Genomic DNA, 25,087 nt, shown 5'->3' on the forward strand with positions numbered 1-25,087 from the left:
TTCGTCAGGAACTCCCTGGCGGGCTTCGGGCACGGCAAGCTCAGAGCATGCTCAAAGTCAACGCCATCGCCGCCACCTCCGCCACCGACCCGCTCGTGCGCACCACGGTCGAGCGGCGCGATCTGGGGCCGCGCGATGTTCTCATCGAGATCCGGTATGCCGGGATCTGTCACTCCGACATCCACACCGTGCGCGGGGAGTGGGGTGAGATCGCTTATCCGCAGACGGTCGGTCACGAGATCGTCGGCCGGGTCATCGAGGTCGGCAACGAGGTCACCCGTTTTGAAAACGGCGCCCGGGTCGGCGTCGGCTGCATGGTCAACTCGTGCCGCGAGTGCGAGAACTGCCGGGCCGGCCACGAGCAGTACTGCACGGCCGGCAACACCGGCACCTATGCGAGCGTCGACCGCGACGGCACCATCACGCAGGGTGGTTACTCGACGCACATCGTGGTCGACGAAGACTTCGTCCTGCGGGTGCCCGAGGCCATCCCGTACGAGAAAGCAGCGCCCTTGCTTTGCGCGGGCATCACGACCTATTCGCCGCTGGCGCACTGGAACGCCGGACCCGGCAAGAAGGTCGCCGTGGTCGGCATGGGCGGTCTCGGCCACATGGCGGTCAAGATCGCGGCCGCGATGGGCGCCGAGGTCACCGTGCTGTCGCAGACGCTGAGCAAGAAGGACGACGGCCTTGCGTTCGGCGGCGGGGACTACTACGCCACCAGCGACGCCGCCACCTTCGAGGCGCTCAAGAACACCTTCGACCTGATCATCAACACGGTCAGCGCGCCGATCGACATGACCGCCCACCTGGGCCTGCTGCGCCTGGACGGCACCCTGGTCAGCGTGGGCGCCCCGCCGCAGCCGCTCGAGGTGCCGGTGTGGGCTCTGTTCGGCAACCGTCGCTCGTTCGCCGGCTCCGGCATCGGCAGCATCGCCGAGACGCAGGAGATGCTCGACTTCTGCGCCGAGCGCGGCATCGCCCCGGAGGTCGAGGTCATCGGCGCCGACCAGGTCAACGAGGCGTACGAGCGGGTGCTGAGCTCGGACGTCCGCTACCGCTTCGTCATCGACGTCGACACCCTGCGCTGACCCGGCCTCACGGCTTGCGCGCCACGCCGCCGATCATCGTGTAGTAGCTGTCGGTCTGCTCGGCCTTGTCCTTGTCGTTGGGGCGCCACTCCGCCAAGGGCACCAGGCCGGGCTCGACCAGCTCGAAATCGCCGAAGTACGCCTGGACCTCGTCGCGCCGCCGCCAGCGGCCCGTGCCGAGGGTCTCGTTGAACACCCGCTCGGCGTCGACCACTTTCGCCGCGACCTCCGGCTGCTCCTCGGCCGGGTCCCAGAAGTGGATGATCGCGAGGTGACTGCCGGAGGGCAGGGCGTCGCGCAGGGTCGCGGCGACGGCGCCCGGGTCCTCGTCGTCGTTCAGGTGGTGCAGGATCGACAGCATCAGCAGGCCGATCGGCTCGGTGAAGTCCAGCTGGTCGCGGACGACGTCGTGATCGAGGATCTGCTGGGGCTCGCGGATGTCCGCCTGCACGACGGCGGTGGTGTCGTTGCTGGCGAGCAGCGCGCGGCCGTGCACGAGCACCATCGGGTCGTTGTCGACGTAGATGACCCGGGTCGCCGGGTCCACGCTCTGCGCCACCTGATGCACGTTGGTGTCGGTGGGCAGGCCGGAACCGAGGTCGAGGAACTGCCGGATGCCGACGTCGGCCGCCAGGTAGTGCACGACCCGGCGCAGGAAGGCGCGGCAGGCGCGGCCCGCCTCCTGGGCGTCGGGCATGATCTCCAGCGCGCGCTGCGCGACCATCCGGTCGATGGCGTAGTTGTCCTTGCCGCCGACCATGAAGTCGTACACCCGGGCGACACTCGGCTTCGTGGTGTCGATGCCCGGTGGAGCCCACTCTTCGTTCACCACGACGGCGCTCCCTCTCTTGTGGACCCGGCCGATGCTGTCGCACAGGGTAACGGACCGGCGGCCCCCACGGTTGCCGCGGTCGGCGATAGCCTGCCGAAGTGAAGACGATGAATGCCTGGCTCGCCGCGATCGCTGCCGGCCTCTGCCTGACCGCCGTCCTCCCCGCCGTGCCTGCCTCCGCGGCGGGCACGCAGACGATCTACATGAACGCCTCCGGGTCCGACGCGGCGTCGGGCGCCACCCCGGCCACCGCGGTGAAGACCCTCGAGCGGGTCGAGGCGCTGGTGGCGGCCGGGCCGGCCGACCAGGACGTCGAGGTGCGGATCCACGCCGGCACCTACGTGACCCAGGGGATCACCTGGCAGGCGTACCGGCCGGGCCACACGATCTCGTTCATGCCCGACGACTACCAGATCGGCGGGGGCGGCTCGTCGATCGCCGCCCGCCCGGTCTTCCAGAACGCCCGGGCCAGCGGCTCCAACCGGTACATCGCCGGTTACTGGTTCTACGCCTGCGCCGGCGCGACCGGCACGCCGCTCGCCGACGGCGGCACCTCCGGCCTGCGGTTCTACTACCTGCAGGTGCAGTACTACGCGTCCGGTGGGATCTCCCTCGACGGCTCGGCCGGCTCCTGTGGCGGCGGGTACAACCCGTCCTCGGGCCCGGGCCTGCCGTCGGCGCGGGGCCTCGACGGGAACACCGTCTTCGGCATGGTCTTCACCTCGCTCGGCAACGCCTACACCGGCGGCCTCTGCGGCGACGCCGACTGGCCGCGCTGCGGGTACGGCGCCATCGTGCTGACCGAGTCGTCCGGCAACCGGATCGCCAACAACCATTTCGTCAACGTGCGCAACAGCGAGAACAGCTACATCCACGCCATCTACGTCACGCACAAGAGCTCGTCCAACCAGTTCACCGGCAACAACGTGACCGGCGTCAGCAGCGACCCGGTGAAGGTGCGGGACGCCAGCAACTACAACACCTTCGACTCCAACGTCTTCGGCGCTAACGACTTCCTGCGCTCGTCGACGCCGCCGGCGGCGCACTACCTCGAAGAGGTCGACACCGCGAGCGGTCAGTGCTCGTCGTATCACAACCGGTTCACCAACAACGATCTCGGCACGTACCTGATCGGCAGCTCGGCGAACCTGCCCACCTGGTACCTCTACCCGGCCGGCGCGACCAACCCGGGCGCCGCCGGCTGCCCGGCCCTGCCCGCCGGCGAGACCCGCCTGACCACGGCGAACAACGCCTACTAGCCGTCGGCCTCATCCGCCGCGGATGGCGCGTCCGCGGCGGATGATGCCGCACGGTGGTGGGATGTCCGGACAGAGTGAGTACGCGACCGAAACGCCCTGGATGGGTGTCCTGGTGTTCGGCGGGTTGATGCTGTTCCTGCTGGGCGCCTTCCACGTGATCCAGGGCATCGTGGCCCTTTTCAACGACACCTTCTACATCGCCCGCAAGGGCGACCTGGTCGTGGCCGGCGACTACAAGGCGTGGGGCTGGCTGCACCTCGTGTTCGGGGTCGTCGCCCTTGCCGCCAGTGTCGGGATCTTCGTGGGCGCGCTCTGGGCCCGCGTGGCCGGCGTCGCGGTCGCCGTGGTCAGCGCGCTGTCCAGCATGCTCTTCATGCCGGCCTACCCGGTCTGGGGAGTCATCATGATCACCTTTGACGTCGTGGTGATCTATGCGCTGGTCGCCCACGGGAGCGAGATGCGCGGCGCCAAGCTGTGATCGCCGCGCGGCGTAGCGGCTCGATCATCGGTCGTGGACGGACCGTATGGCGCGCGCCGGATTGCCCACGGCGACCACGTCGGCCGGGATGTCCTTGGTGACGACCGCGCCGGCCCCGATCACCGAGTTGTCGCCGATGGTCACGCCGGGGCAGATCACCGCCATGCCGCCGATCCACACGTTGTCGCCGATCGTGATCGGCAGGGCCGCCTCCCACTTGGCGCGGCGGGGCTCCGGATCGACCGGATGGGTCGGCGTCAGCAACTGCACGTTCGGCCCCATCAGCGTGTCGTCGCCGATCCGGATCTCCGCCACGTCCAGCGCCATCAGCCCGAAGTTGATGAACACCCGGTCGCCGACGTGCAGATGGCTGCCGTAGTCGACGTGCAGAGGCGGGCGGATGTCCACCTCGTCGCCGATCGAGCCGAGCAGCTGCTCCAGCAGCTTCCGGCGGCCGTCGGGGTCACGCGGATCGCTGTCGTTGAACGCCTTGGTGAGCACCATCGCCTGGCGCATCTCGGCTTCCAGCTCCGGATCGGCGCCCCGATAGAGATCGCCGGCCAGCATCCGCTCGCGCATCGAGCGCACGTCACCTTCGAGCGGGTCGTCAGAGGTCATGCGTACGATCGTACGCATCGCTTGGTCAGCGGAAGTGACCGAGGAACGTCTGCCGAGCTCGTCTTCGACGGTAAATTCCACGCTTGTAGAAGTCAACGCGTGGTGAACTACGCGACGTTCTTGGTAAAGTCCTCAGCTGTGGAATTCGCAGCTCGCCGCCCCGCCGGTCGCCCCGCCGGCAGCCGCGCCGGTGACAGTGGCACCCGCGACGCGATCCTCGCCGCCGCTCGCGAGCAGTTCGCCGGCAAGGGCTACGACGGGGCTTCGCTGCGGGTGATCGCGGCGGCCGCCGGCGTCGACACCGGCCTGATCCGGCACTTCTTCGGCAGCAAGGACGACCTTTTCGACGCCGCCCTGGAGATGCCGCCCGCGGTCATCGAGCGGATGACGCAGGCCCTCGGCGGCGACCCGGAACACCTCGGCGAGCGCCTGGTCGATGCGTACCTGCGCCTCTGGGAGGACCCGGCCAGCGCCGAGGCGCTGCTGGCGATCGCCCGCTCGGCCATCTCCTCCGACCGCGCCGCCGACCGCCTTCAGGCGGTGCTCGGCGCCCGCTTCCTCGCCGAGATCGCCCCGCGCCTGCGGCAGCCGGACGGCGCCGAGCGGGCCGCTCTCGCCGGTTCGCACCTGCTCGGTGTCGCCATCGCCCGGTACGTGGTGCGGATCGGCCCGCTGGCCGCCATGGACCGGGCCGAGCTGATCGCCCGGTGCGCGCCGGCCATCCAGCGCTACCTGATCGGCTAACATCGACAGCCATGAGCGGATCTGGTTCCGGCCTTCCGGCGAGTTTGGACACTGGTCAGCCACATAGCGCCCGGATCTGGAATTACTGGCTCGGCGGCACCGACAACTTCGCCGCCGATCGCGCGGTCGGTGACCAGGTCAAGCAGGTCTATCCCGAGGTCGTGGAGGTCGCCCGGGCGTCCCGCGCGTTCCTCGGCCGGGTCGTGGGGTTCCTGGCCGGCGAGGCCGGCATCCGGCAGTTTCTCGACCTCGGCACCGGCCTGCCCAGCGCCGGCAACACCCACGAGGTCGCCCAGGCGATCGCGCCGGAGGCCCGGGTCGTCTACGTGGACAACGACCCGCTGGTGCTGGCCCACGCCCGCGCGCTGCTGACCGGCGACGGCGTCACCGACTACGTCGACGCCGACGTGCGCGACCCCGCGCGGATCGTGCAGGCGGCGGCGAAGACTCTCGACCTCACCCGCCCGGTCGCCGTCATGATGCTCGGCGTCCTGGGCAACGTCGCCGACGACGACGTGCCCGGCCCGGGCGAGATCGTCGCCGGGTTCCTCGCGGCCGTGCCGTCCGGCAGCTATCTGATCGTCAACGACAGCGTCATCACCGCCGCGACCGCCGACGCCGTGCGCACGGCCCGCAACAGCGGCGCCGACTACCACCTGCGCACGGTCGAGCAGATGACCGGCTTCTTCGACGGCCTCGAGCTGGTCGACCCGGGCGTCGTTCCCACGCCGACCTGGCGCCCGGAGCCCGGCAGCGACCCGAAGGACCTCAACGTCTACTGCGGCGTGGGCCGCAAGCCCTAAGGCTTCCGGGCGACCCCGCAATACACCGCGATCGGCTCCGGCGTCTCACCCGTGGGACGCCAGAGCGGCGTCGAGACCACGCCCGGCTCGACCAGGTCGAGGCCGGCGAAGAACTCGGTGATCTGCTCGACCGTGCGCAGGTGGTAGTTGGCGCCCTCCTGCTGGGCGGTCTCGACCGCGCTGTCGTTGGCCGGGGTGGTGATGCTGTCGTTGATCGCGAGATAACTGCCCGAGGGCAGAGCATCGACGATCGTACGGAGGATCCGCGCCGGGTTGTCGGAGTCGGCGATGTGGCCGAGGATGCCGATCATCACGACGGCGATCGGCTTGGTGAAGTCCAGCAGGTCGGCCGCGGCGTGCAGGATCTTCTCCGGGTCGCGGACGTCGGCGTCGATGTAGCTGGTCTCGCCGGCCGGATCGCTGGTCAGCAGCGCGCGGGCGTGGACCAGGACCAGCGGATCGTTGTCGACATAGACGATTTTCGACTCGGGGGCGATGCGCTGGGCCAGCTCGTGCGTGTTGTCGGCGGTGGGCAGGCCGGTGCCGAGGTCGAGGAACTGCCGGATGCCGGCCTCGCCGGCCAGGTAGCCGATCGCGCGGGCGAGGAACCCGCGGCCGGCCAGGGCGAACTCGCGGATCTCGGGCAGCTGGCCGAGCACGGCGTCGGCGGCGTTGCGGTCGGCGGCGAAGTTGTCCTTGCCGCCGAGCAGGTAATTCCAGATCCGGGCGCTGTGCGGCTGGTCGATGTTCAACCGGGACTGCAGGTCGGGGTCGGAACTGGTCATCGATCCGCCTTCCTCGGGAATCTGTGGTCCTGCTCCGCAGCAGCATACTGTCCACTGTGCTGGCCCGGTTCCCCGGTCGGCCGGTTCATCAAGCGTTGACTTCTACGGGTGTGGAATTTTATTGCAGGGGTCGTGAGCCCATCGGTCGTTGAGGTGGAAGGGCTGGTCAAGTCCTTCGGGTCGTTCCGGGCGCTGGACGGGCTCGATCTGCAGGTCGCCGAGGGGGAGGTGCACGGCTTCCTCGGGCCGAACGGCGCGGGCAAGTCGACCACCATCCGGGTGCTGCTGGGCCTGCTCCGGGCGGATGCCGGGCACTGCTGCGGGCCGCGCTCAAGCAGGACGTACGAAATATCGGTCCTTGGATCGTCCTGATCAGCGCGTTGTCGGCGTCGTCGGTCCTCGGGTACGCGTGGGTGTTCCCCGACCTGGACGACCGGCGGGAGCTGGCGGCCACGCTCGGCGCCAACCCCGCGCTGAGCCTGATCTTCGGCCCGGCCCGCGACCTGCTGACCGCCGACGGGTTCAACGCCTGGCGGGCCGGGGGTCTCGGCGCCTTCTTCGCCGCCCTCATGGCGATCTTCATCGTGGTCCGCAACAGCCGCGCCGACGAGGACTCCGGCCAGGCCGAGTTGCTGGCCTCCGGAGTGATGGGCCGGCAGACCCGCCTGGCCGCCGCGTTGATCATGGCGACCCTCGCCTCGATCGTGCTCGGCATCGTCTCCTGGCTGATCACCGTCGCGTGCGGCGGTGGCTGGCTGAGCTCCCTCGCGCTGTCGGCGACCTTCACCGCCTCCGGGCTGATCTTCGCCGGCGTCGCCGGGATCGCGGCGCAGATCGGCTCGGACGCGCGCACCGCCAACAGCATCGCGGTGGCGACCCTGGGCATCGCCTACATCGTGCGCGGCTACTTCGGCGCCAGCGAGGCCTCCGCCTGGACCGCGTGGCTCACCCCGTTCGGCTGGCTCGAACAGGTTCGCCCCGCGACCGGCAACAACCCCTGGCCGCTGCTGCCGGCGCTCGCTCTCGCGATCGTGCCGGCCGCGGTGGCGCTGGTGTTGCACGCCCGCCGCGACTTCGGCCTCGGCATGATCGCTCCCCGGCGCGGTCCGGCCCGCGGCGGCTGGGTGGCCGGCGTCTGGGGCCTCGCGGTACGGATCAACCAGGATCCTCGGCATCAGCCCGCTGTGGCACGTCCCCAACGTCACCGTCACCAGCCCCGACTGGTCCGGCCTGGGCTGGGTCACCCTGGTCACGCTGGTCCTGACCGTCGTCGCGTTCGCCGGCTTCCGCCGTCGCGACGTCATCTGACATGAAACCGTCAGCCCGCCACGTGACGAGCCGATTCTGAGGCCATGACCGTGAGCACCCGCCGAGCCTGGATACGGCGTGGTGCGGTTACCGCCGTACTCGTCCTGTTCGCGGTCGAGCTGGTCCTGGGCTGGCCGTCGCTGGCTTCGGCGTTCTCGCAACTGCGGGCGCCGCATCCCGGCTGGCTGGCCGCGGCGGTGGCGGCCGAGATGATCGCGATGGGCTCGTACGCGCGGATGCAACAGTTCCTGCTGCTCTCGGCGGGGCTCCGCGTGCCGATCCGCCGCAACGTCGCCCTGGCCTACGCCGCCCACTCGCTCAACGAGACCCTGCCGGGCGGCCCGGCGTTCTCCACCCGGTTCAACTACCAGCAACTGCGCCGCTTCGGCGCCACCCCGGCGGTCGCCTCGTGGTGCATCGCCCTGTCCGGCATCCTGTCCACCGCCGCGCTCGCCGTAGTCACGGCCGCCGGGGCGTTGGCCTCGGACGGCACGCCGCAGTGGTACAGCCTCGCCGGCCTCGTCGCGGTGATCGTGCTGATCGTCCTCGGCGTCCGGCAGGTGACCCGCCGCCCGGAGATGGTGGAGCCGCCGGTCCGGGCGGTGCTGGCCCGGGTCAACCGGCTGCGCCGCCGCCCGCCCGCGGAGGGCCTGGACCGGGTCCGCGCCTTCGTCGGGCAGCTGGGCACCGCCCGGCTCACCCCCGGGCGCGGCGCGGCGGCCGCGATCTTCGCGGTGCTCAACTGGGGCCTGGACGCCGTCTGCCTGTGGATGTGCCTGCGGGCGATCAGCGACGACCCAATCAACGGCACCCAGGTGCTGCTGGCGTTCTGCGCCGGCATGGCCGCCGGCACCGTGACCATCATTCCGGGCGGGCTCGGCATCATCGACAGCGCGCTGATCCTGGGCCTGGTCACCGGCGGCGTCGAAACGTCCGCGGCGATCGCCGCCGTGGTCCTCTACCGCATCATCAGCTTCGGCTTCATCATCGGTGCCGGCTGGATCACCTGGCTCGTGATGAGGGGCCGCCGCGAGGACACCCCCGCACCGACGCCCGCCGCCGGCGCCGATCAGACGGTGATGACGGTCTCGCCCGCCGGCTGACCCTGGTCGGCGAGGCCGCCTCAAGCGCGAAGCGTGGCGAGCTGTTCGGTGAAGCGGGCCATCGCCTGGCGATACAGCGAGGCCGCCCAGCTCACCCGGGCCACGCCGAGGGCGGCCAGCTCGGCGAGCGGCGGCGTCCGCGGCAGCCGGATGACGTTCACCGGGCCGGGGACCTCCGAGACGAAGCGGCGCAGCGCGTCCGGCTCCCACAGCCCGATCGGGTAGACGCAGTCGGCCCCGGCCTCGAAATACGCACGGGCTCGCCGCACCGCCTCGGGAACGAGCGCCTCCTGGAGCTCGAGCGCCACGCCCGTGCGGAAGACGTCGACCCGGGCGTTGATGACCAGGCCGTAGCCTTCCGCCGAGGCGGCCTGACGAACCGCCTCGAGCCGGCCTGCCTGCTCGTCGAGATCGCGGAGCCGGCCGGTCGAATGGTCGGTGTCCTCGAGGTTGCATCCCGCCGCCCCCGCCGAGAGCAACGCGGCCACCAGCTCGGCCGGCTCCATGCCGTAGCCGGCCTCGGCGTCGACCGTCACCGGCGCCTCGACCCCTCGGGCGATCCGCGCGGCGGCGGCGAACATCTCGGCGGCCGGCGCGCCCTCATGGTCGGCATAGCCGAGCGCGGCGGCCACCCCGCTGCTGGTCGTCGCCACCACCGGAAACCCGGCGGCGACGACGGCTCGCGCCGTGGCCACGTCCCACACGTTCGGCAACAACAGCGGGGCGCCGGGGACGTGCAGAGATCGCAAGCGGTCGCAGGCGCTCATGCCCGCACCCTACGCCGCCGCTGGCCTCGTCGTTTGCGGGAGATTTCAGCGCCGCATCAGCGCCGCGCGGACCATGACGTGCGTCAACGAGGCACGGGGAGGGGACCCCATGAACCTACGAAGATCGGCGGCCGCGCTGGCCGGGATCCTGCTGGCGGTGGCCGGGGCCGGAGCGCCGGCCGCGGATGCGGCGATCGTGAACTCCTGGCCGCAGTACGGCCACGACGCGCAACACACCGGCACCAACCCGGCGGAGCACGCTTTCAACACCGGCAACATCAAGAACCTCAAGGTGACGTCCAAGGCGCATGTCGGTGACACCGTCCTGGACCGCAACGGACCGGTCGTCGCGAACGGACGCATGTACATCGGCGGCACGGACGGCAACCTGTCGGTGTTCGCGGCCGGCGGCTGCGGCGCCGAATCGTGCGAGCCGCTCTGGCGGGGATCCATCGGCGACGGCACCATCAACTTCACGGTGGCGGTCGCGGACGGCTTCGTCCTGGTCGGATCGCCGAACATCCACGCGCTGTTCGCGTTCCCGGCGGCCGGTTGCGGCGCCGCGACGTGCAAGCCGGTCTGGACCGGCACGATGCAAGACGGCGCCACCGGCTCGGTCACGGCCTCCGGCGGCATCGCGTACGTGGGTGACATCAGCGGCCACCTGTACGCCTTCCGCACCACCGGCTGCGGACGCGCCACCTGCCCGCCGCTGTGGACCGGCATCGGGCTGCCCAACGAGGCACTGGACACCCCGGCCGTCGGCAACGGCTTCGTCTACGTGGACACCTTCCTGTCCTCGCCGGAGCTGTTCACCGGCCGGCTGCTGACCTTCCGGGCCGGCGGGTGCGGCGCCGCGACCTGCAAGCCGGTCTGGACCGCCGACATCGGCGGCCCGGGATCCGGCGTGACCGTCGCCGGCGGCACGGTGTTCACCAACTCCTCGACGCTGTTCGGCGAGGGCACCAACACCGACTTCCACCTGATGGCCTTCGCCGCCGGCGGCTGCGGCGGCCCGGTCTGCAAGCCGCTGCGCACCTACTTCACCTACGACACCGGCGTCGACGGATCGCCGACCGTCGCCGGCGGATACGTGCTGGCCAGTGGCAACGCCGACGACCTGCGCTTCATCGGCGGCGTCTTCGCCTACCCGGTGGACGGCTGCGGCAAGCCGCAATGCCAGCCGGCGTGGATCGGAACCAGCTTCGCCTTCGCCCCGGCGTCCCCGCCGGTGGTGGTCGGCGACGTGATCCTGGTCGCCAAGGGCCCGGCTTCCGGTTTCCCGGTCGACTCCGGGTTCTTCACCTACAACCTGCGTGGCTGCGGCGCCGCGCTCTGCCCGCCGATCTCGCTGGTCCAGATGGGCGAGTCGCAGTTCTACAACGGGGGACCGCTCGCGGTCGCCGGCCACAAGATTTTCATGGCCTCCAACGACAACACGGACGGCCACACCAACGTGTACACGGCATCCCTGCCCTGATGGAGCTCACGGCTCCCGGCCGCCACCCCGGCCGGGAGCCGTGCCGCCGTTCGCGCAGGCCGCGGCCAGGCCGGGGGTGAGGGGAACGTGCGGGATCAGCATCGCCTGCACGGCGTGGTAGAGGTCGGGCTTGCCGCGCCACGTCGACGTGGCCGGCCGGTTGCCGGTGTCCAGCTCGTGCCACCACGAGCCGTGTTCCTCGTCCACGAAGTTCTCCCGGACGTACGCGGACCAGGTCTTGAACTGAACGGCGTAACGTTCCTCGCCGGTGCGCGTGTGCAGGGCGGCGGCCGCGGCGATCGCCTCGGCGGCGACCCAGTGCATCCGTTGCCGCACCACCGGGGCGCCGTCCCAGTCGGTCGTGTAGACGAACCCGGGCGCTCCGTCGACCGCCCAGCCGTCGGCGACGGCCTGGCCGAACAGGGCCTCGGCCGCGGGGAGCAGCCACGGCTCGGCCGCCGCCCCGAGGGCCGCCTCGACGTGCAGGATGAGCCGGGACCATTCCAGCGCGTGGCCCACCGTCGCGCCGTACGGCTTGAAGGGGTCCTGCGGGCGCTCGCGGTGGTAGTCGAGCCGGGGATTCCATCGGGCGTCGTAGTGCTCCGGCAGCCGCCACCCGTGGGTCCGGCCCCAGCCGACGGCCCGCTCGGTGATGGACAGGGCGCGCTGGAGGCATTCCTTCTGGCCGGTGGCATCGAACGCCGCCAGCATCGCCTCGACCGCATGCATGTTGGCGTTCAGCCCGCGGTAGTCGTCCCGGTGCTGCCACTCGGTGTCCCACTCGTCGGCGAACATGCCCTGTTCGGCCTCCCAGAAACGCCGCACGAAGGTGTCGACCGCCTCGGACAGCAGCGCCTGCGCGCCCGGCCGGCGCGCGTGGGTGGCGGACGCGGCCGCCAGGACCACGAAGGCGTGGTCGTAAGCGGACTTTCCCGGCGCCGGCCGGCTGTCGGGGCCGACCGAGGGGTGCCAGCCGCCGTGGCGCCGATCGTGGAGAACCCCGGTGAGGCCGGCCAGCGCCGCGTCGGCCAGCGGCCCGGCGCCGGGCATGCCGAGCAGGTCGCCCAGGCTGTAGACGTGCGCCATCCGCGCGGTGATCCAGGTGTACACCGGGGCGTCGAGATCGGGCGTGCCGTCCGCGCGGAGCCAGGCCGCGCCGCCGAGCGGATGGGGGAACGCGCGTCCGAAGTCGAGCAGCGCGAGCCAGCTGTGGTCGAGGGTCAAGGAATCCTCCGTGTCGACGCCGGTGGCCCGGCGACGAACGCCGGGCCACCGCTGGTGAAGCTAGAACTTGATCTCACCCTGGTTGTAGACCCGGGGCAGGAAGTACGAGGTCTGGATCTCGGCGTTGCTGTTGTTGCCGCGTAGCTGCTCCGACCAGATCATGAAGTACGTCCACTTGGGCTGACTGTCGAGCAACGCCGCGGTGGGCACCTTGCCCATCTCGGCGATCGCGATCGGCTTGCCGCCCGCGATCGACTGGATCTGCGAGTAGTCGCCGCTCGACGGGTAGTTCTTGTACCACGCGTCGAGCGTCACGACGTCGACGTAGTTGCTGCCGGGGTAGTAATTGGACCAGCCCCCGGCCGGGTTGTCCTGGACGTTCCAGACCCAGATGAGGTTGTCCAGGCCCTGGCTCGCGAAGTAGTCGCGCATCTGCTGGTACAGCTTCAGCGAGCCGTTGGCGCCGGGGCGGTGGCCCCACCAGTTCCAGGACTCGTTCATCTCGTGGAAGGGGCGCCAGAGCACCGGGACGCCGGCGTCCTTGAGCTGCTTGAGGTAGGGCACGACGGCGGCCATCCGGCTGCGCCAGGTGTTGCTGAGCGCGGTGCCGGCGGTGACGATCTGCTGGAACTGAGCGTCGCTGATGCCGGTCTTGACGCCGCCGTCGAAGTTGCAGGTGGCGCCGACGGTGGGGGAGCAGGCGTGCCAGGTCAGCGCAACCAGCGATCCGTTGGCCCATTCGGTCTTGGCCTGGTTGACGACGCTCTGCCGGTTGGCGATGTCGTTCGAGGTGAACATCATGTCGCCGCCCCAGAGCCCGGGCCATTGCCCGGTGATGTCGTGCACCTGCTGGGTGTACTGGCCGGGGGAGGTGGCCGGTTCCTTGTTGTGCTGGCCGCTGACGATGTGGTTGCCGGTGATCGACTTCAGGTAGTTGATCACCGTGGTCTTCGACGTCGCGGCGAAGGCGTTCGCCGGACTCGTGATCGTGACGGCGGCGACCACCGCGACGCCGGCGACCAGCGTCGCCGTCAGCGCGGCGACCGGGAATCGGGGGACTTTCATGGGGGAGTGTCCTCCTTCGGGACGGGGTCGGGGGACCCCTGCGCAGCCCATGTTCAAGCCCATGTTTCGCCGATGTCAATAGTTACATTAATAATTTAAGAACTCGCGAGTGTGCCCGGGAGCGACGGAAGCCTGCACCACCAGCGCCGCGGCGCCGATGCCGGCCGCGTCGCCCGGCTGGGCCGAGATCTCGACGGCGACGCTGTGCCGGCGCCGGGAGTGCGCGGCGCGGCCGAGGTGGGCGCGCAGCCGGCGGGCGAAGATGGATCCGGCGCGGGCCACGCCGGGACCGGTGAGCACGAGACGGCCGAGGTCCAGCAGGTTCACCATGGAGGTCACGGCCGTGCTCAGCCGCACGGCCGCCCGGTCGAGCACCTGGTAGGCGTCCGCGTCGCCGTTGACCGCGGCCCGGGCGATGGCGTCGTAGGCGCTCGACTCGCTGCCGTCCAGTGGCAGCCGCGCGGCCAGCGCCGGGTCGGCCCGGCCCGCGGCCACGACCGCCCGCATCGAGGCGTACTGCTGCACGCAGCCCCGGTTGCCGCACGGGCAGGGCAGGCCGTCGTGGTCGATGGACACGTGGCCGAGCCCGCCGGCGCCGAAGCTCGCCCCGCGGAACAGCGCGCCGCCGAAGACGAAGCCGGCGCCGATGCCGGTGGACAGGTAGATGCAGCCGAACGCCTGCTCGCGGGAAACGCGGCGGCTCCAGAACTCGCCGAGCGCCGCGGCCGCCGAGTCGTTCTCCACCAGAACCGGCACCCCGAGCCGGGCCTCCAGCTGGGCGCGCACCTGGCCAAGGTCGGAGCCGGCGGGCGAGGGCTCGGCGCCGGCGGGCGAGCGGCCGGCGCTGGCGGGCGAGCGGCCGGCGCTGGCGGGCGAGCGGCCGGCTTTGGCGGGCGAGGGGCCGGCGTCAGCGGGCGCGAGGTCGGCGCCCGGCGAGACGATCGCCAGGCCCTCGATGCGGTCGCGCGGCAGGTCCAGGCCGCGCGTGAAGTGCTCGAACCGCTCGCCCAGATCCTCGTCCGGCCGCCGGGGCACCGCCTCCCGGCCGACCACTCCGCCGGTCAGGTCGATCGCCAGGCACGTCAGCGTCTCCGGGCCGAGGTGGAAGCCGACGCCGAACCGGCTCGCCGCGCTGATCGCGATGAGCTTGCGCCGTCGGCCCAGCACGGAGTCGATGGAGCCGACCTCGTGGATGATGCCGTCCGCGATGAGGTCGCGCACGATGTTCGAGATCGACGGCTGGGTGAGGCCGGTCAGCTCGGCGAGCTCGACGCGGCTGACGGCCACCGACGACCGGATGACGTCCACGACGAGCGCGCGACTCCCCGGCCCGGCCGCGGGCGCTTCTCGACGTGCCATGGCGGCATGTCTACCAGGCAAGACGCGCTCGAGGCAAAAAATAAATTAGTAATCTAACCTTGACACCGTTGTCATCTCCGTCCCATGCTGGGCGCCTCAATCGACACCCAGTGGACGGATGCCACCATGATCAATAGACGGAATCTCTTCGGTATCGGCGCCGCCGCGGCGCTCGCTCTGGTCGCCGGCTGCACCGGCGGGGCCGGCGGCGACGACGCCGGCTCGACCGGCGACTTCTCGGGCGACGTCAAGGGCACCATCACGGTCCTGACCAACCGGACCGACCTGGTGAACACGACTCTGCCGGCGTACGCGAAGAAGTTCGAGGCGAAGTACCCGGGCACGACCGTCCAGTTCCAGGGCGTGACGAACTACGAGGGCGACGTCACGACGCAGCTCAGCGGCGGCGACTACGGCGACGTCCTGCTGATCCCCAACAGCGTCGCGCGCGACGAGCTCGGCCAGTTCTTCGAGCCGCTGGGCAAGCTCGACGACCTCAAGCAGAAGTACCGCTTCACCGACGAGAAGTCGTACGACGGCCAGGTCTACGGCCTCTCCCTGGGCGGCATCGCCAAGGGCCTGGTGGTGAACAAGAAGGTCTGGGCGCAGGCCGGGATCACCGCGCCGCCGAAGACGCCGGAGGAGTTCCTCGCCGGGCTGCAGGCGATCAAGAAGACCGGCGCGATTCCGTACTACACCAACTACAAGGACGGCTGGCCGCTGAGCGAGTTCAACAACCAGCGCGGCATCCTCAACCAGCAGGACATCAACAACACGTTCCCCGAGGACGCCACGCCGTGGCAGCCGGGCAAGGTCCAGTACATCACCGACGGCCTGCTCTTCGACATCGTGCACGGCGGGCTCAGCGAGAAGGACCCGCTCACCACCAACTGGGAGAACTCCAAGCCGATGATCGCCACCGGCAAGGTGGCGGCGATGCTGCTCGGCTCCTGGGCCGTGCCGCAGATGCAGGACGCGGCGAAGACCGCGGGCGCCGACCCGGCCGACATCGCGCTCTGGCCGTTCCCGTACCAGACCGGCGGCAAGTTCCACACCCAGATCACCGGTGACTACTCCGCCGCGGTCAGCAAGAACTCGAAGAACAAGGCCACCGCGCGGGCGTGGCTCGACTGGTTCGTCACCGAGTCCGGCTTCGCGACCGACCAGCAGGCGATCCCGACCCCGGTGAGCGCGCCGATGCCGCAGGTGATCCAGGACTTCCAGAGCGCCGGCGCCGAGCTGCTCGACCTGCCGGCCGCGACCACGAACAGCGGCAAGGAGGACCTGATCATCAAGGAGTCCGAGATCGACCTGACCGGCAACATCTACCGGCAGAAGCTGGTCGACATCGCCCGCGGCGCCGCGAAGGGCACCAAGGACTCGTACTTCGCCGACCTGAACAAGCGGTGGGGCACCGCGCAATCCAAGGTGATGAAGTGACCGCTCAGGTCATGGAGCGTGCCCGGTCCGCCGCGAAGGTGGACCGGGCACGCAAGAAGAGGCACAGTCCCTGGCTCTATCTCGCGCCGGCGCTGATCCTGCTGATCACCTTCACGTACGTGCCGGTCGGCAACATGATCTGGTACAGCTTCCACAGCTGGGACGGCCTGCGGCCGACGATGGAGCCGGTCGGCGTCGACAACTACGTCCGGGTCTTCACCGACGAGCAGTACTGGCGGGTCTTCCTGATCAGCCTCTACTACTTCGCGGCCTCGTTCGTGCAGATCGGCATCGCCCTGTACTTCGCGGTGATCCTGTCGTTCAGCACCCGGTTCCGCAATCTGTTCAAGGGCATCCTCTTCTTCCCGTACCTGCTCAACGGCGTAGCCGTGGGGTTCGTCTTTCTCTATTTCTTCCAGCCGGGCGGCACGCTGGACACGATCCTCGGCGGCCACACCCCGCTGTGGCTGGGCGACCCGGACGTCGCGAACTTCTCGCTGGCCGGCACCTCGGTGTGGCGGTTCACCGGGCTGACCTTCGTGCTGTTCCTGGGCGCCATCCAGTCCATCCCGGGCGAGATCTACGAGGCGGCCGAGATCGACGGCGCGAACCGCTGGCACCAGTTCCGGCACATCATCGCGCCCGGCATCCGGCGGATCATCAGCCTCTCGTTCATCCTCGCGATCTCCGGCAGCCTGTCCGCCTTCGAGATCCCGTTCATCATGACCGGCGGCGCGAACGGCACCGCCACCTTCGTCATCCAGGCGTACCAGACCGCTTTCCAGTTCCGGAAGATCGGGCTCGCCTCGGCGATGGCGGTGGTCCTGCTGCTGATCGTCCTGCTCGTCACGTGGATCCAGCGCCGGCTCGTGCCGGACGAGGAGGTGACGCTCTCATGAGCAAGTTCGGGAAGTACTCCTCGCTGGTGCTCGCGTCGCTGGTTGTGCTCGTCCCGCTGGTGGTGGTGCTGTTCGCCTCCTTCAAGACCCACACCGAGTACGGCAGCACCGGGCCGCTCACCCCGCCGGAGAACTGGTTCAACTTCCACAACTTCGCGACGGCGTGGACCAACGGTCATATGCTTCGCGGCTTCGTGAACACCACGATCATCCTGGCCGTGTCGCTGGCCGGCACCGTTGCGGTGGGCACGCTCGCCGCGTACGCGATAAGCCGCTTTTCCTTTCCCTTCAAGCGCCTCGTCCTGGGGCTGTTCCTGGTGGCGGCGCTCGTGCCGGGTGTGACCACGCAGGTGGCGACCTATCAGATCGTCAAATCCATGGGCCTGGTGGACACGCTCGGGTCGGCGATCGTGCTGTTCATGGGCACCGACATCGTGTCCATCTACATCTTCATCCAGTTCATCCAGTCCATCCCGCGCAGCCTCGACGAGGCCGCGGTGATCGACGGCGCGTCCCGGTTCACCGTGTACCGCAAGGTGATCCTGCCGCTGATGAAGCCGGCCATCGCCACCGTAGTGATCATCAAGGGCATCGCCATCTATAACGAGTTCTACATTCCGTTCCTCTATCTGCGCTCGCCCAACCTGAACGTCATCTCCACCGCGCTGTTCCGCTTCAAGGGGCCGTACGGCGCGCAATGGGAGACGATCGCGGCCTGCACCATGATCGTCATCATTCCGACCGTCGTGGTCTTCCTGTTGCTGCAGCGCTTCATCTACAACGGCGTCACCGCCGGATCGACCAAGTAAGAAAGGACGCGCGCATGCTGCACGCACAGGACCTCGGCGGCGCTTGGGATCTGCGAGGCGCCACTGTGGACCCACTGTCGGGGCTGGTGCCGGGCTGTGTCCACGTCGACCTCATGAACGACGGCCGGCTGCCGGACCCCTTCCTGGACGACAACGAGAAGGCGGTCGCCTGGGTCGGGCACACCGACTGGGAGTACAGCCGGGACCTCGCGTGGGACGGGCCCGGCCACGAGCGCGTCGACCTGGTCTTCGACGGCCTCGACACGGTGGCGGCCATCGAGCTGGGCGGCGTCACCCTCGGCGCGACCCGCAACATGCACCGCAGCTATCGGTACGACGTGACGGCCTTGCTCGACGACGGCGCCAACTGGCTCAGTGTGCGGTTCGAGTCGGCGTACGCCGAGGCGGAACGCGTACGGGAAAAGCTCGGACCGCGACCCAACGCCTACCCGGAGCCGTTCAATTTCATCCGCAAGATGGCCTGCTCGTTCGGCTGGGACTGGGGCCCGACGCTGGTGACCGCCGGCATCTGGCGGCCGGTGCGCCTCGAAGGGTGGAGCACCGCCCGGCTCGCCACTGTCCGTCCACTTGCGACCTTGGACAAGACCGGCCGGCTCGACCTGACCGTCGACGTGGAACGCACCCGCGAGCGTGACCTGCGCGCCCGAGTGCTGCTCGACGAGCTCGAGATAGCCACGCTCGACCTGCCAGGTGGCGTCATCACGAAGCACGCGGTCATCGACGCCGGCGCGGTGCAGCCGTGGAATCCGCGCGGCTACGGCGAGGCGACGCTGTACAACCTGACCGTCGAGCTGCTCGACGGCGACGAGGTGCTCGACCGGTGGGAGCGCCGCACCGGCTTCCGGACCGTCGAGCTCGACCGCGCCGGCGGCGGATTCGTCTTCCATCTCAACGGCTCGCCGGTGCTGGTGAAGGGCGTCAACTGGATCCCGGACGACATCTTCCCGTCCCGGATGAAGCGGGAGCGCTACGAGCGGCGGCTGCGCGAGGCCGCCGATGCCGGCGTCAACCTGATCCGGGTGTGGGGCGGCGGCATCTACGAGGCGCGCGAGTTCTACGAGGTCTGCGACGAGCTCGGCCTGATGGTGTGGCAGGACTTCCTGTTCGCCTGCGCCGACTATCCCGAGGAGGAGCCGCTCTACTCCGAGGTGGTGGCCGAGGCCCGGGAGAACGTGACCCGCCTGGCGCCGCACCCGAGCCTCATCACGTGGAGCGGCAACAACGAGAACCTGTGGCTGCACGAGGCGATGGGTTGGGAGAACGGCCATTCCTGGGGCGCCCGGTACTACCTGGAGACCCTGCCGGCCATCGTCGCCGAGCTGGATCCCAGCCGGCCGTACCAGGCGGGCAGCCCCTGGCCGGGCCGCCCCGGCCTGCCGCCGAACGACCCCGCCCATGGAACGTTCCACTCCTGGGAGGTGTGGAACCGCGAGGACTACCTGAACTACCGCGACTCGGCGCCCCGGTTCGTCGCCGAGTTCGGCTGGCAGGCGCCGCCGGCGTGGACCACGCTGCGCGAGGCGGTCTCCGACGACCCGCTGCTGCCCGGTTCGCCCGGCGTCCTGCACCACCAGAAGGCCGAGGACGGCAACGGCAAGCTGGCCCGCGGGCTCGCCCCGCACTTCGGCGCGCCCTCCGGCACCGAGGCCTGGCACTACCTCACCCAGCTCAACCAGGTGCGGGCGATCCGCACCGGCGTCGAGCACTGGCGCTCGCAGTGGCCGCACACCGGCGGCTCGATCCTGTGGCAGCTCAACGATTTGTGGCCGGTGACGTCGTGGGCGGCCATCGACGGCGCCGGGCGGCACAAGCCGCTGTATCACGCGCTGAAGGAGCTGTTCGCCGAGCAGGCGCTGACCTTCCAGCCCCGCGACGGCGGCCTGGTCGTGGCCGTCCTCAACGACCACCCTGCCGAGTGGACCGGGCCGTTGCTCGTCGAGCGCCAGGACACCGGCGGCGCGGTGCTCGCCACCGTCACCCAGTGGGTCACCGTGGCCGCGCGGTCGGTGACGCTGATCCCGGTGCCGGTCGCGGTGGCCGAGTTCGGCGACCCGGCCTCCGAGTTGCTGGTCGGCCGGTTCGGCGACGTCCGCGCCTTGTGGTTCGCGGTCGAGGACCGCGAGTTCACGCACGACGACCCGGGCCTCACCGTCGACGTGCACACCGTCCCCGGTGGCCTCGACGTCCACGTCCAGGCGGTCGGCCTCGCCCGCGACATCCTGCTCCAGCCCGACCGCATCCACCCCCAAGCGGTCGCCGACAAGGGTTTCGTCACCCTTCTGGCCGGCGAGTCCGCCGTCTTCCACGTCCGCGCGCCCCTGGACCTCGACCCCGCGTCGGTCAAGGCCCCCTGGGTGATCACCAACCTCTCGGCGGTGTTGTGATGAATGCCAGACGGATCTTCGGTGCGGCGCTGGCCGTCACCGTCCTTGCTACCGGGCTCGGCGCGCCGGCTTCCGCGAAGCCCGATTCCTTCGTGAAGCGCGTCGGCTCCCACCTCGAACTGAACGGGAAGCAGTTCCGCTTCGCCGGGACCAACATGTACTGGCTTGGCCTCGACGAGAACGTCGGCGGCGTCGACTACCCGACCTATTTCCGCATCCGGGACGCGCTCGACACGGCCAAGGCCATGGGCATGACCGTCGTGCGCAGCCACATGCTCGTGTCGTCGGGCAGCCCCAAGACCTTGCTGCCCTCGAAGGAGGCCGGCTACAACGACGACGCGTTCGACACCATCGACTACGCCATCGCGTACGCCGGGAAACTCGGCCTGCGTCTCGTACTGCCCCTGACCGACAACTGGGCCTACTACCACGGCGGGCACGCCGACTTCACCAAGCCGTACGGTCTGCCGGAGTCCGCCTTCTACACCGATCCCCGCGTGATCGCGGACTACCAGGCGTACGTCTCGCACGTCATGCACCACGTCAACATGTTCACCGGCAAGCGGCTGATCGACGACCCGGCCGTCATGGCATGGGAGCTGGGCAACGAGCTTGAGGGCATGACTCCCGACTGGATCAACGCCAACGCGAAGCTGTTCTCCGACTGGGCGCCGCGTCAGCTGATCGCGGCCGGCCGCCGCTTCGACATCGATCCGGACACCCTGGCCGCCCCCGACGTGGACATCGTCGACGTTCACTACTATCCGCCGACGTCCGCGAAGGTCGCGCTGGATGCGGCGACGATCGCCGCATCGGGCAAGGTCTACATCGCCGGCGAGTACGCGTCGACGTCCGCGTCCCCGGCGTTCTTCGAGCCGCTGATCGCCGACCGGAACGTCAGCGGCATGCTGTCCTGGTCGCTGTTCGGCCACAACGACCGGTACGGCTACGTGCAGCACGACGACGGCTTCACGTTCCACTACCCCGACGGCGCGGCGCAGATGGCGTACGCCAAGGCTCTGGGTGCCAGGCCGGCGACCCGGCCGGTCGGCGTTCCGCTTGTCACCGCCATCACCAAGGCGGGCGGGTTCAACGTCCTGCAGTGGCGGGGCGCGGCCGGCGCCGACGGCTACCGGGTGGAGCGCCGCACCTCGTACGGCGGCTGGCGTCCGGCGCACAGTGGCTTGCTCACCGACGACGACACTCCGTGGCAGGACCGCACGGCCGCAGGCGACGCCTGGTATCGCGTTGTCCCGTTCACCGACGGCAAGGCGGGCGTGGCATCCGAGCCGCGCTTCGTCGGCGCCGGAGAGACCGTCGTGACCGATCCGGCGGCGACCCTCTCCAGCAACCTGATCATCCGTCCCGACGGCACCTTCCCCGCGGATGCCGGCGTTGCCTGGGCGAGCTGGCCGGTTCCGGGCGCCCGCCGGGCCGAGTTCGAGGTGGTGGCTTCCCACCGTCCCGATCTGGCGGTTCAGATCTCGGACAACGGAACCACCTGGCGTACGGTGCGCTCGCGGGTCGACGGCAACGGCCCGTACACGATCTCGGCGACCGTCGCGGCCGGCCACGTGCGGCTGGTCTGGCCCGCGTCCCGGACCCGGACCGGCCTGGCCCTGGCCACCTTCTGGGCCGCCGATCCGGCCCCGGTCACCCACCGGCCCGCGGCGTTCGCCGGGACCGCGCCGGCCCCGGGCGCCACCGGCGTCATCGGCCCGCAGTCCTTCTCCTGGGCGACTTCCGCGGGCGCGGGCTACTACACGCTCACCGTCTCCCGTAACCGGAACCTGAGCGATCCGGTGCTCAGCGCGACCACCAACGGCACGACCTACGCCCTCGCGCAGGGCCTCGAGCCGGGCACCACGTGGTACTGGAGTGTGCGGGCCACCAACGCGGCCGGCAGCACGACGACTCCGCTCGCTTCCTTCGAGACGAGGGCCCGCCCGGCGGCGCCCGCGACGATCGACGACTTCGAGGGGTACGCCGACGACAGCGCGCTCGCCGCGGCCTATCCACGCAACCCCGGCGGCGACGTCATCACCCCGACGCTGGTCGCCTCGGGCGCCGGCCACGCGATGCGACTCGACGTGACCGCGGGAACGGCCGGCTACGCGGGCGTCAGCCGGACCTTCGCCCCGATGGACCTCTGGGGACAGGAGGGCATCGAGCTCCGCCTGGATCGTTCCAGCACCCAAGGGAGCATCTCGATCCAGTTCGTCGCGAACGGGCTGTACTGGGAGGCCACGCTTCCGGCGGGCACGCCGAGCGGGGTCGTCCGGGTGCCGTTCACGGCGTTCGCCCAGCCGTCCTGGGCAACTTCGGGGCCGCTTGACCTGCGGCACTTCACGCAGTTGTCGTTCTACGTCGGCGGTGGCGGCACGGGTCGGCTCGTCGTGGACGACGTGCGGGCGTATCCGATCTAATGCGCCGCGGTATGGCCGGGGGAGATCGACGCCTGCACCGCCAAGGCGGCGGCGCCGATCCCCGCGGCGTCCCGCGGCTGCGCGGACAGCTCGACGACGACCTCGTGGCGGTGCCGGGCGTGGGCCGTCCGGGCGAGGTGGGCGCGCAGCCGGCGGGCGTAGATCGACCCGGCCACCGCGACGGCCGGCCCGGTGAGCACGACGCGGCCCAGGTCGAGCAGGTTCACCATCGAGGTCACCGCCACGCTGAGGCGCTGGGCCGCCTCGTCGACCACTGCGAAGGCGGCCGCGTCGCCGCTCACTGCGGCGCGCGCGATCGCGTCGTACGCCGCCGCGACCGTCCCGTCGAGCCGCAGCCGGCCCGGCAGGTCCGGATGCTCGCGGGCGGTGTCGACGATGGCCGCCATCGAGGCGTACCGCTCCACGCAACCGCGGTTCCCGCAGGGGCAGGGCCGCCCGTCGTACTGGATGGACAGGTGGCCCAGCTCGCCCGCGTCGAAGCTCGCGCCACGGAACAGCGCGCCGCCGAAGACCAGGCCGGCGCCGATCCCGAAGTTCAGATAGACGCTGCCGAAGGACTGCTCGCGGGAGACCCGGCGGCTCCAGAACTCGCCGAGGGCGGCGGCCGCGGCGTCGTTCTCCACCAGAACCGGCACCTTCAACCGGTCGGCCAGGGCGGACTGGACCACGAGCAGATCGGGGCCCTCCGACTCGTGACCCGGGCGGGCGGTGGGCGCCACGATCGTGAGCCCTTCGATGCGGTCGCGGGGCAGGTCGAGGCCGCCGGTGAAGTCGTCGAAGCGGGCGGTGAGCTGCTCCGGCAGGTCGGTGCCGTCGAGCGGGACGACCTCGCGGCCGACCACCCCGCCGGTGAGGTCGATGGCCACGCACGTGACCGATTCCGGTCCGAGCTGGAACCCCAGCCCGAACCGGTTGGCCGGGTTGATGGCGAGCAGCTTGCGGGGCTTGCCCCGGGCCGAGTCGGTCGAGCCGGTCTCGTGGATGACGCCGTCGGCGATCAGATCGCGCACGATGTTGGAGATCGACGGCTGGGTCAGGCCGGTCATCTCGGCGAGCTCCACCCGGCTGATGGTGGTGGCCGATCGGACGACATCCACGATCAGGGCGCGACTGCCCGGCCCGGCAGCTGGCGTTTCTCGACGTGCCATGGCGGTACGGTATCGCCTGGGCGAGGAGAACCGGAGGAACCGTGACACAGGCGCAGCGGCGGGTGGGTCTCGTTCTCGCGCGTGCCTCGCGAGTGCTCGGCGAGGAGCCGTTCTACCACGAGTTCCTCGAGGGCCTGGAGCGCGTGCTCACGCCGGCCGGGGTGTCGGTCCTGGTCAAGGTGGTCACCGACCGCGACGCCGAGATCCAGACGTACGAGCGCTGGGCCGCCGACGAGCAGGTCGACGGCGTGGTGCTGGTCGACCTGTCACCCGGCGACGACCGGGTCGACCTGGTGCACCGGCTGGGCCTGCCCGCGGTGGTCCTCGGCGCGCCGTCGACGGCCTCGGGCCTGCCGACGGTGTGGACCGACGACGCCGGTTTCGCCCGCGAGGCGATCCGCTTCCTGGCCGAGCGCGGCCACGAGGTGATCGGCCACATCAGCGGCCCGATGTCGTTCGCGCACACCCAGCTTCGCCGCGAGGGCGCGGAGGCCGAGGCCACCGCGCGCGGGGTGCGCTTGCTGCATGCCGAGGGCGATTACTCGTACGAGTCGGGCCGCGCCGCCACCGCACCGGTCGTCGCCGGCGGCGCGACAGCCATCGTCTGCGACAACGACGTGATGGCCCTCGCCGTGCTGGACGAGCTGCGCGAGCGCGGCGTGAAGGTCCCCACCGACATCTCGGTCATCGCCTGGGACGATTCCGCCCTCTGCCAGCTGGCCGTGCCACCCCTGTCGGCGATGAGCCACGACGTGGGCCGCATCGGCGAGCTGGCGGCCCGCGCCCTGCTCGACGCCATGGCCGGGGTCGCGCCCGCGATCTACGAGGCCCCGGCGGCCCACCTGGTGACGCGGGAAAGCACCCGCTGAACCACCGGCCGCGCCGTCAGGGTGTGCCCACGCCGACCTCGGTCGACTTCACGAGGGCGGTCACCGCGTCGCCGGCGGCCAGGCCGAGGTTCTCGGCACCCTTCCCAAGAATGAGTAAACGCGATTCTGCGGGCCGGAAGCGCGTTTCTTCCCA

22 protein-coding genes and 1 pseudogene are annotated in these 25,087 nt (G+C 70.3%); 15 read left to right on the forward strand and 8 right to left on the reverse strand.

Features of this window, described 5'->3' with window-relative positions; translation table 11 throughout:
- Positions 1-47 precede the first annotated feature (47 nt).
- Positions 48-1,091, forward strand: a complete 1,044-nt coding sequence (locus ACQPZX_RS13555; protein WP_433379479.1) for an NAD(P)-dependent alcohol dehydrogenase — start codon at positions 48-50, stop codon at positions 1,089-1,091.
- A 7-nt stretch (positions 1,092-1,098) separates the two neighbouring features.
- On the opposite strand, the gene ACQPZX_RS13560 is transcribed toward ACQPZX_RS13555, so the two are convergent.
- Complete coding sequence (locus tag ACQPZX_RS13560) at positions 1,099-1,923, reverse strand: SAM-dependent methyltransferase (protein ID WP_433379482.1); 825 nt, start codon at positions 1,921-1,923, stop codon at positions 1,099-1,101.
- 98 nt (positions 1,924-2,021) lie between these two features.
- Between ACQPZX_RS13560 and ACQPZX_RS13565 the strand changes: the two genes are divergently transcribed.
- A complete protein-coding gene (locus ACQPZX_RS13565) occupies positions 2,022-3,182 on the forward strand; it encodes a hypothetical protein (RefSeq protein WP_433379485.1) in 1,161 nt (386 codons plus the stop codon).
- A gap of 61 nt (positions 3,183-3,243) precedes the next feature.
- On the forward strand, positions 3,244-3,660 hold the full coding sequence (locus ACQPZX_RS13570; protein ID WP_433379488.1) for a DUF7144 family membrane protein: 417 nt from the start codon (positions 3,244-3,246) through the stop codon (positions 3,658-3,660).
- 24 nt (positions 3,661-3,684) lie between these two features.
- On the opposite strand, the gene ACQPZX_RS13575 is transcribed toward ACQPZX_RS13570, so the two are convergent.
- On the reverse strand, positions 3,685-4,278 hold the full coding sequence (locus tag ACQPZX_RS13575; RefSeq protein ID WP_433379490.1) for a sugar O-acetyltransferase: 594 nt from the start codon (positions 4,276-4,278) through the stop codon (positions 3,685-3,687).
- Between the two features lie 138 nt (positions 4,279-4,416).
- Here ACQPZX_RS13575 and ACQPZX_RS13580 point away from each other — a divergent pair, with 138 nt between their 5' ends.
- Together ACQPZX_RS13580 and ACQPZX_RS13585 are read left to right on the forward strand one after the other, a co-directional pair.
- Positions 4,417-5,022, forward strand: a complete 606-nt coding sequence (locus ACQPZX_RS13580; RefSeq protein ID WP_433379493.1) for a TetR family transcriptional regulator — start codon at positions 4,417-4,419, stop codon at positions 5,020-5,022.
- Positions 5,023-5,033: 11 nt separating this feature from the next.
- Entirely contained in the window at positions 5,034-5,825 is a 792-nt protein-coding gene (locus tag ACQPZX_RS13585; RefSeq protein ID WP_433379496.1) for an SAM-dependent methyltransferase, read from the forward strand.
- On the opposite strand, the gene ACQPZX_RS13590 is transcribed toward ACQPZX_RS13585, so the two are convergent.
- Positions 5,822-6,610 carry an SAM-dependent methyltransferase gene (locus ACQPZX_RS13590; RefSeq protein ID WP_433379499.1) on the reverse strand — a complete coding sequence of 263 codons (789 nt, stop codon included), beginning with the start codon at positions 6,608-6,610 and terminating at the stop codon, positions 5,822-5,824. The two genes, ACQPZX_RS13585 and ACQPZX_RS13590, sit on opposite strands and share 4 nt — an antisense overlap.
- Before the next feature lie 132 nt (positions 6,611-6,742).
- On the opposite strand from ACQPZX_RS13590, the pseudogene ACQPZX_RS13595 reads away from it, so the two are divergent.
- The 3 genes and pseudogenes from ACQPZX_RS13595 to ACQPZX_RS13605 all read left to right on the forward strand — a co-directional run.
- A pseudogene (locus ACQPZX_RS13595) lies at positions 6,743-6,922 on the forward strand (ATP-binding cassette domain-containing protein); the annotation flags it as partial.
- 68 nt (positions 6,923-6,990) lie between these two features.
- On the forward strand, positions 6,991-7,923 hold the full coding sequence (locus ACQPZX_RS13600) for a hypothetical protein (protein ID WP_433379502.1): 933 nt from the start codon (positions 6,991-6,993) through the stop codon (positions 7,921-7,923).
- A gap of 39 nt (positions 7,924-7,962) precedes the next feature.
- Positions 7,963-9,021, forward strand: a complete 1,059-nt coding sequence (locus ACQPZX_RS13605; RefSeq protein ID WP_433379505.1) for a lysylphosphatidylglycerol synthase transmembrane domain-containing protein — start codon at positions 7,963-7,965, stop codon at positions 9,019-9,021.
- Between the two features lie 20 nt (positions 9,022-9,041).
- On the opposite strand, the gene ACQPZX_RS13610 is transcribed toward ACQPZX_RS13605, so the two are convergent.
- Entirely contained in the window at positions 9,042-9,788 is a 747-nt protein-coding gene (locus ACQPZX_RS13610; protein WP_433379508.1) for an isocitrate lyase/PEP mutase family protein, read from the reverse strand.
- 109 nt (positions 9,789-9,897) lie between these two features.
- Here ACQPZX_RS13610 and ACQPZX_RS13615 point away from each other — a divergent pair, with 109 nt between their 5' ends.
- Positions 9,898-11,268, forward strand: a complete 1,371-nt coding sequence (locus tag ACQPZX_RS13615; RefSeq protein WP_433379511.1) for a PQQ-binding-like beta-propeller repeat protein — start codon at positions 9,898-9,900, stop codon at positions 11,266-11,268.
- A gap of 6 nt (positions 11,269-11,274) precedes the next feature.
- Here ACQPZX_RS13615 and ACQPZX_RS13620 read toward each other — a convergent pair whose 3' ends face one another.
- The 3 genes from ACQPZX_RS13620 to ACQPZX_RS13630 form a co-directional block, all read right to left on the reverse strand.
- Positions 11,275-12,492 carry an AGE family epimerase/isomerase gene (locus tag ACQPZX_RS13620; protein ID WP_433379514.1) on the reverse strand — a complete coding sequence of 406 codons (1,218 nt, stop codon included), beginning with the start codon at positions 12,490-12,492 and terminating at the stop codon, positions 11,275-11,277.
- Positions 12,493-12,552: 60 nt separating this feature from the next.
- Entirely contained in the window at positions 12,553-13,557 is a 1,005-nt protein-coding gene (locus ACQPZX_RS13625; protein ID WP_433379517.1) for a glycosyl hydrolase, read from the reverse strand.
- 87 nt (positions 13,558-13,644) lie between these two features.
- Complete coding sequence (locus ACQPZX_RS13630) at positions 13,645-14,916, reverse strand: ROK family transcriptional regulator (protein ID WP_433379520.1); 1,272 nt, start codon at positions 14,914-14,916, stop codon at positions 13,645-13,647.
- Between the two features lie 126 nt (positions 14,917-15,042).
- Between ACQPZX_RS13630 and ACQPZX_RS13635 the strand changes: the two genes are divergently transcribed.
- From ACQPZX_RS13635 to ACQPZX_RS13655, 5 genes are read left to right on the forward strand one after another with little or no spacing between them, the layout of a single operon-like run.
- Positions 15,043-16,356: an ABC transporter substrate-binding protein gene (locus ACQPZX_RS13635; protein WP_433379523.1), complete on the forward strand. Its 1,314-nt coding sequence runs from the start codon at positions 15,043-15,045 to the stop codon at positions 16,354-16,356.
- A complete protein-coding gene (locus tag ACQPZX_RS13640; RefSeq protein WP_433379526.1) occupies positions 16,353-17,255 on the forward strand; it encodes a carbohydrate ABC transporter permease in 903 nt (300 codons plus the stop codon). The genes ACQPZX_RS13635 and ACQPZX_RS13640 overlap by 4 nt, the downstream gene beginning before the upstream one ends.
- The gene (locus tag ACQPZX_RS13645; protein ID WP_433379529.1) at positions 17,252-18,064 is read left to right on the forward strand and encodes a carbohydrate ABC transporter permease; all 813 of its coding nucleotides are present in this window, start codon (positions 17,252-17,254) and stop codon (positions 18,062-18,064) included. The genes ACQPZX_RS13640 and ACQPZX_RS13645 overlap by 4 nt, the downstream gene beginning before the upstream one ends.
- A gap of 14 nt (positions 18,065-18,078) precedes the next feature.
- On the forward strand, positions 18,079-20,469 hold the full coding sequence (locus ACQPZX_RS13650; RefSeq protein ID WP_433379532.1) for a glycoside hydrolase family 2 protein: 2,391 nt from the start codon (positions 18,079-18,081) through the stop codon (positions 20,467-20,469).
- Complete coding sequence (locus ACQPZX_RS13655) at positions 20,469-22,895, forward strand: cellulase family glycosylhydrolase (protein ID WP_433379535.1); 2,427 nt, start codon at positions 20,469-20,471, stop codon at positions 22,893-22,895. The genes ACQPZX_RS13650 and ACQPZX_RS13655 overlap by 1 nt, the downstream gene beginning before the upstream one ends.
- Here the strand turns inward: ACQPZX_RS13655 and ACQPZX_RS13660 are convergent.
- Positions 22,892-24,064, reverse strand: a complete 1,173-nt coding sequence (locus tag ACQPZX_RS13660) for an ROK family transcriptional regulator (RefSeq protein WP_433379538.1) — start codon at positions 24,062-24,064, stop codon at positions 22,892-22,894. The two genes, ACQPZX_RS13655 and ACQPZX_RS13660, sit on opposite strands and share 4 nt — an antisense overlap.
- A gap of 41 nt (positions 24,065-24,105) precedes the next feature.
- Here ACQPZX_RS13660 and ACQPZX_RS13665 point away from each other — a divergent pair, with 41 nt between their 5' ends.
- Positions 24,106-24,933 (forward strand): LacI family DNA-binding transcriptional regulator, encoded by an 828-nt coding sequence (locus ACQPZX_RS13665; protein WP_433379541.1) that lies wholly within the window; start codon positions 24,106-24,108, stop codon positions 24,931-24,933.
- Positions 24,934-25,087 lie beyond the last annotated feature (154 nt).

Origin of the sequence: Actinoplanes sp. CA-142083, assembly GCF_050942195.1 — a bacterium.
Taxonomy (GTDB): domain Bacteria; phylum Actinomycetota; class Actinomycetes; order Mycobacteriales; family Micromonosporaceae; genus Actinoplanes.

What these genes read in the sequence shown, in the direction of transcription:
- ACQPZX_RS13555 (WP_433379479.1), top strand. Translation starts at nt 48, where the DNA reads ATGCTCAAAGTCAACGCCATCGCCGCCACCTCCGCCACCGACCCGCTC.
- ACQPZX_RS13570 (WP_433379488.1), top strand. Translation starts at nt 3,244, where the DNA reads ATGTCCGGACAGAGTGAGTACGCGACCGAAACGCCCTGGATGGGTGTC.
- ACQPZX_RS13575 (WP_433379490.1), bottom strand. Translation starts at nt 4,278, where the DNA reads ATGACCTCTGACGACCCGCTCGAAGGTGACGTGCGCTCGATGCGCGAG.
- ACQPZX_RS13585 (WP_433379496.1), top strand. Translation starts at nt 5,034, where the DNA reads ATGAGCGGATCTGGTTCCGGCCTTCCGGCGAGTTTGGACACTGGTCAG.
- ACQPZX_RS13590 (WP_433379499.1), bottom strand. Translation starts at nt 6,610, where the DNA reads ATGACCAGTTCCGACCCCGACCTGCAGTCCCGGTTGAACATCGACCAG.
- ACQPZX_RS13605 (WP_433379505.1), top strand. Translation starts at nt 7,963, where the DNA reads ATGACCGTGAGCACCCGCCGAGCCTGGATACGGCGTGGTGCGGTTACC.
- ACQPZX_RS13610 (WP_433379508.1), bottom strand. Translation starts at nt 9,788, where the DNA reads ATGAGCGCCTGCGACCGCTTGCGATCTCTGCACGTCCCCGGCGCCCCG.
- ACQPZX_RS13615 (WP_433379511.1), top strand. Translation starts at nt 9,898, where the DNA reads ATGAACCTACGAAGATCGGCGGCCGCGCTGGCCGGGATCCTGCTGGCG.
- ACQPZX_RS13625 (WP_433379517.1), bottom strand. Translation starts at nt 13,557, where the DNA reads ATGAAAGTCCCCCGATTCCCGGTCGCCGCGCTGACGGCGACGCTGGTC.
- ACQPZX_RS13630 (WP_433379520.1), bottom strand. Translation starts at nt 14,916, where the DNA reads ATGGCACGTCGAGAAGCGCCCGCGGCCGGGCCGGGGAGTCGCGCGCTC.
- ACQPZX_RS13635 (WP_433379523.1), top strand. Translation starts at nt 15,043, where the DNA reads ATGATCAATAGACGGAATCTCTTCGGTATCGGCGCCGCCGCGGCGCTC.
- ACQPZX_RS13645 (WP_433379529.1), top strand. Translation starts at nt 17,252, where the DNA reads ATGAGCAAGTTCGGGAAGTACTCCTCGCTGGTGCTCGCGTCGCTGGTT.
- ACQPZX_RS13650 (WP_433379532.1), top strand. Translation starts at nt 18,079, where the DNA reads ATGCTGCACGCACAGGACCTCGGCGGCGCTTGGGATCTGCGAGGCGCC.
- ACQPZX_RS13655 (WP_433379535.1), top strand. Translation starts at nt 20,469, where the DNA reads ATGAATGCCAGACGGATCTTCGGTGCGGCGCTGGCCGTCACCGTCCTT.
- ACQPZX_RS13660 (WP_433379538.1), bottom strand. Translation starts at nt 24,064, where the DNA reads ATGGCACGTCGAGAAACGCCAGCTGCCGGGCCGGGCAGTCGCGCCCTG.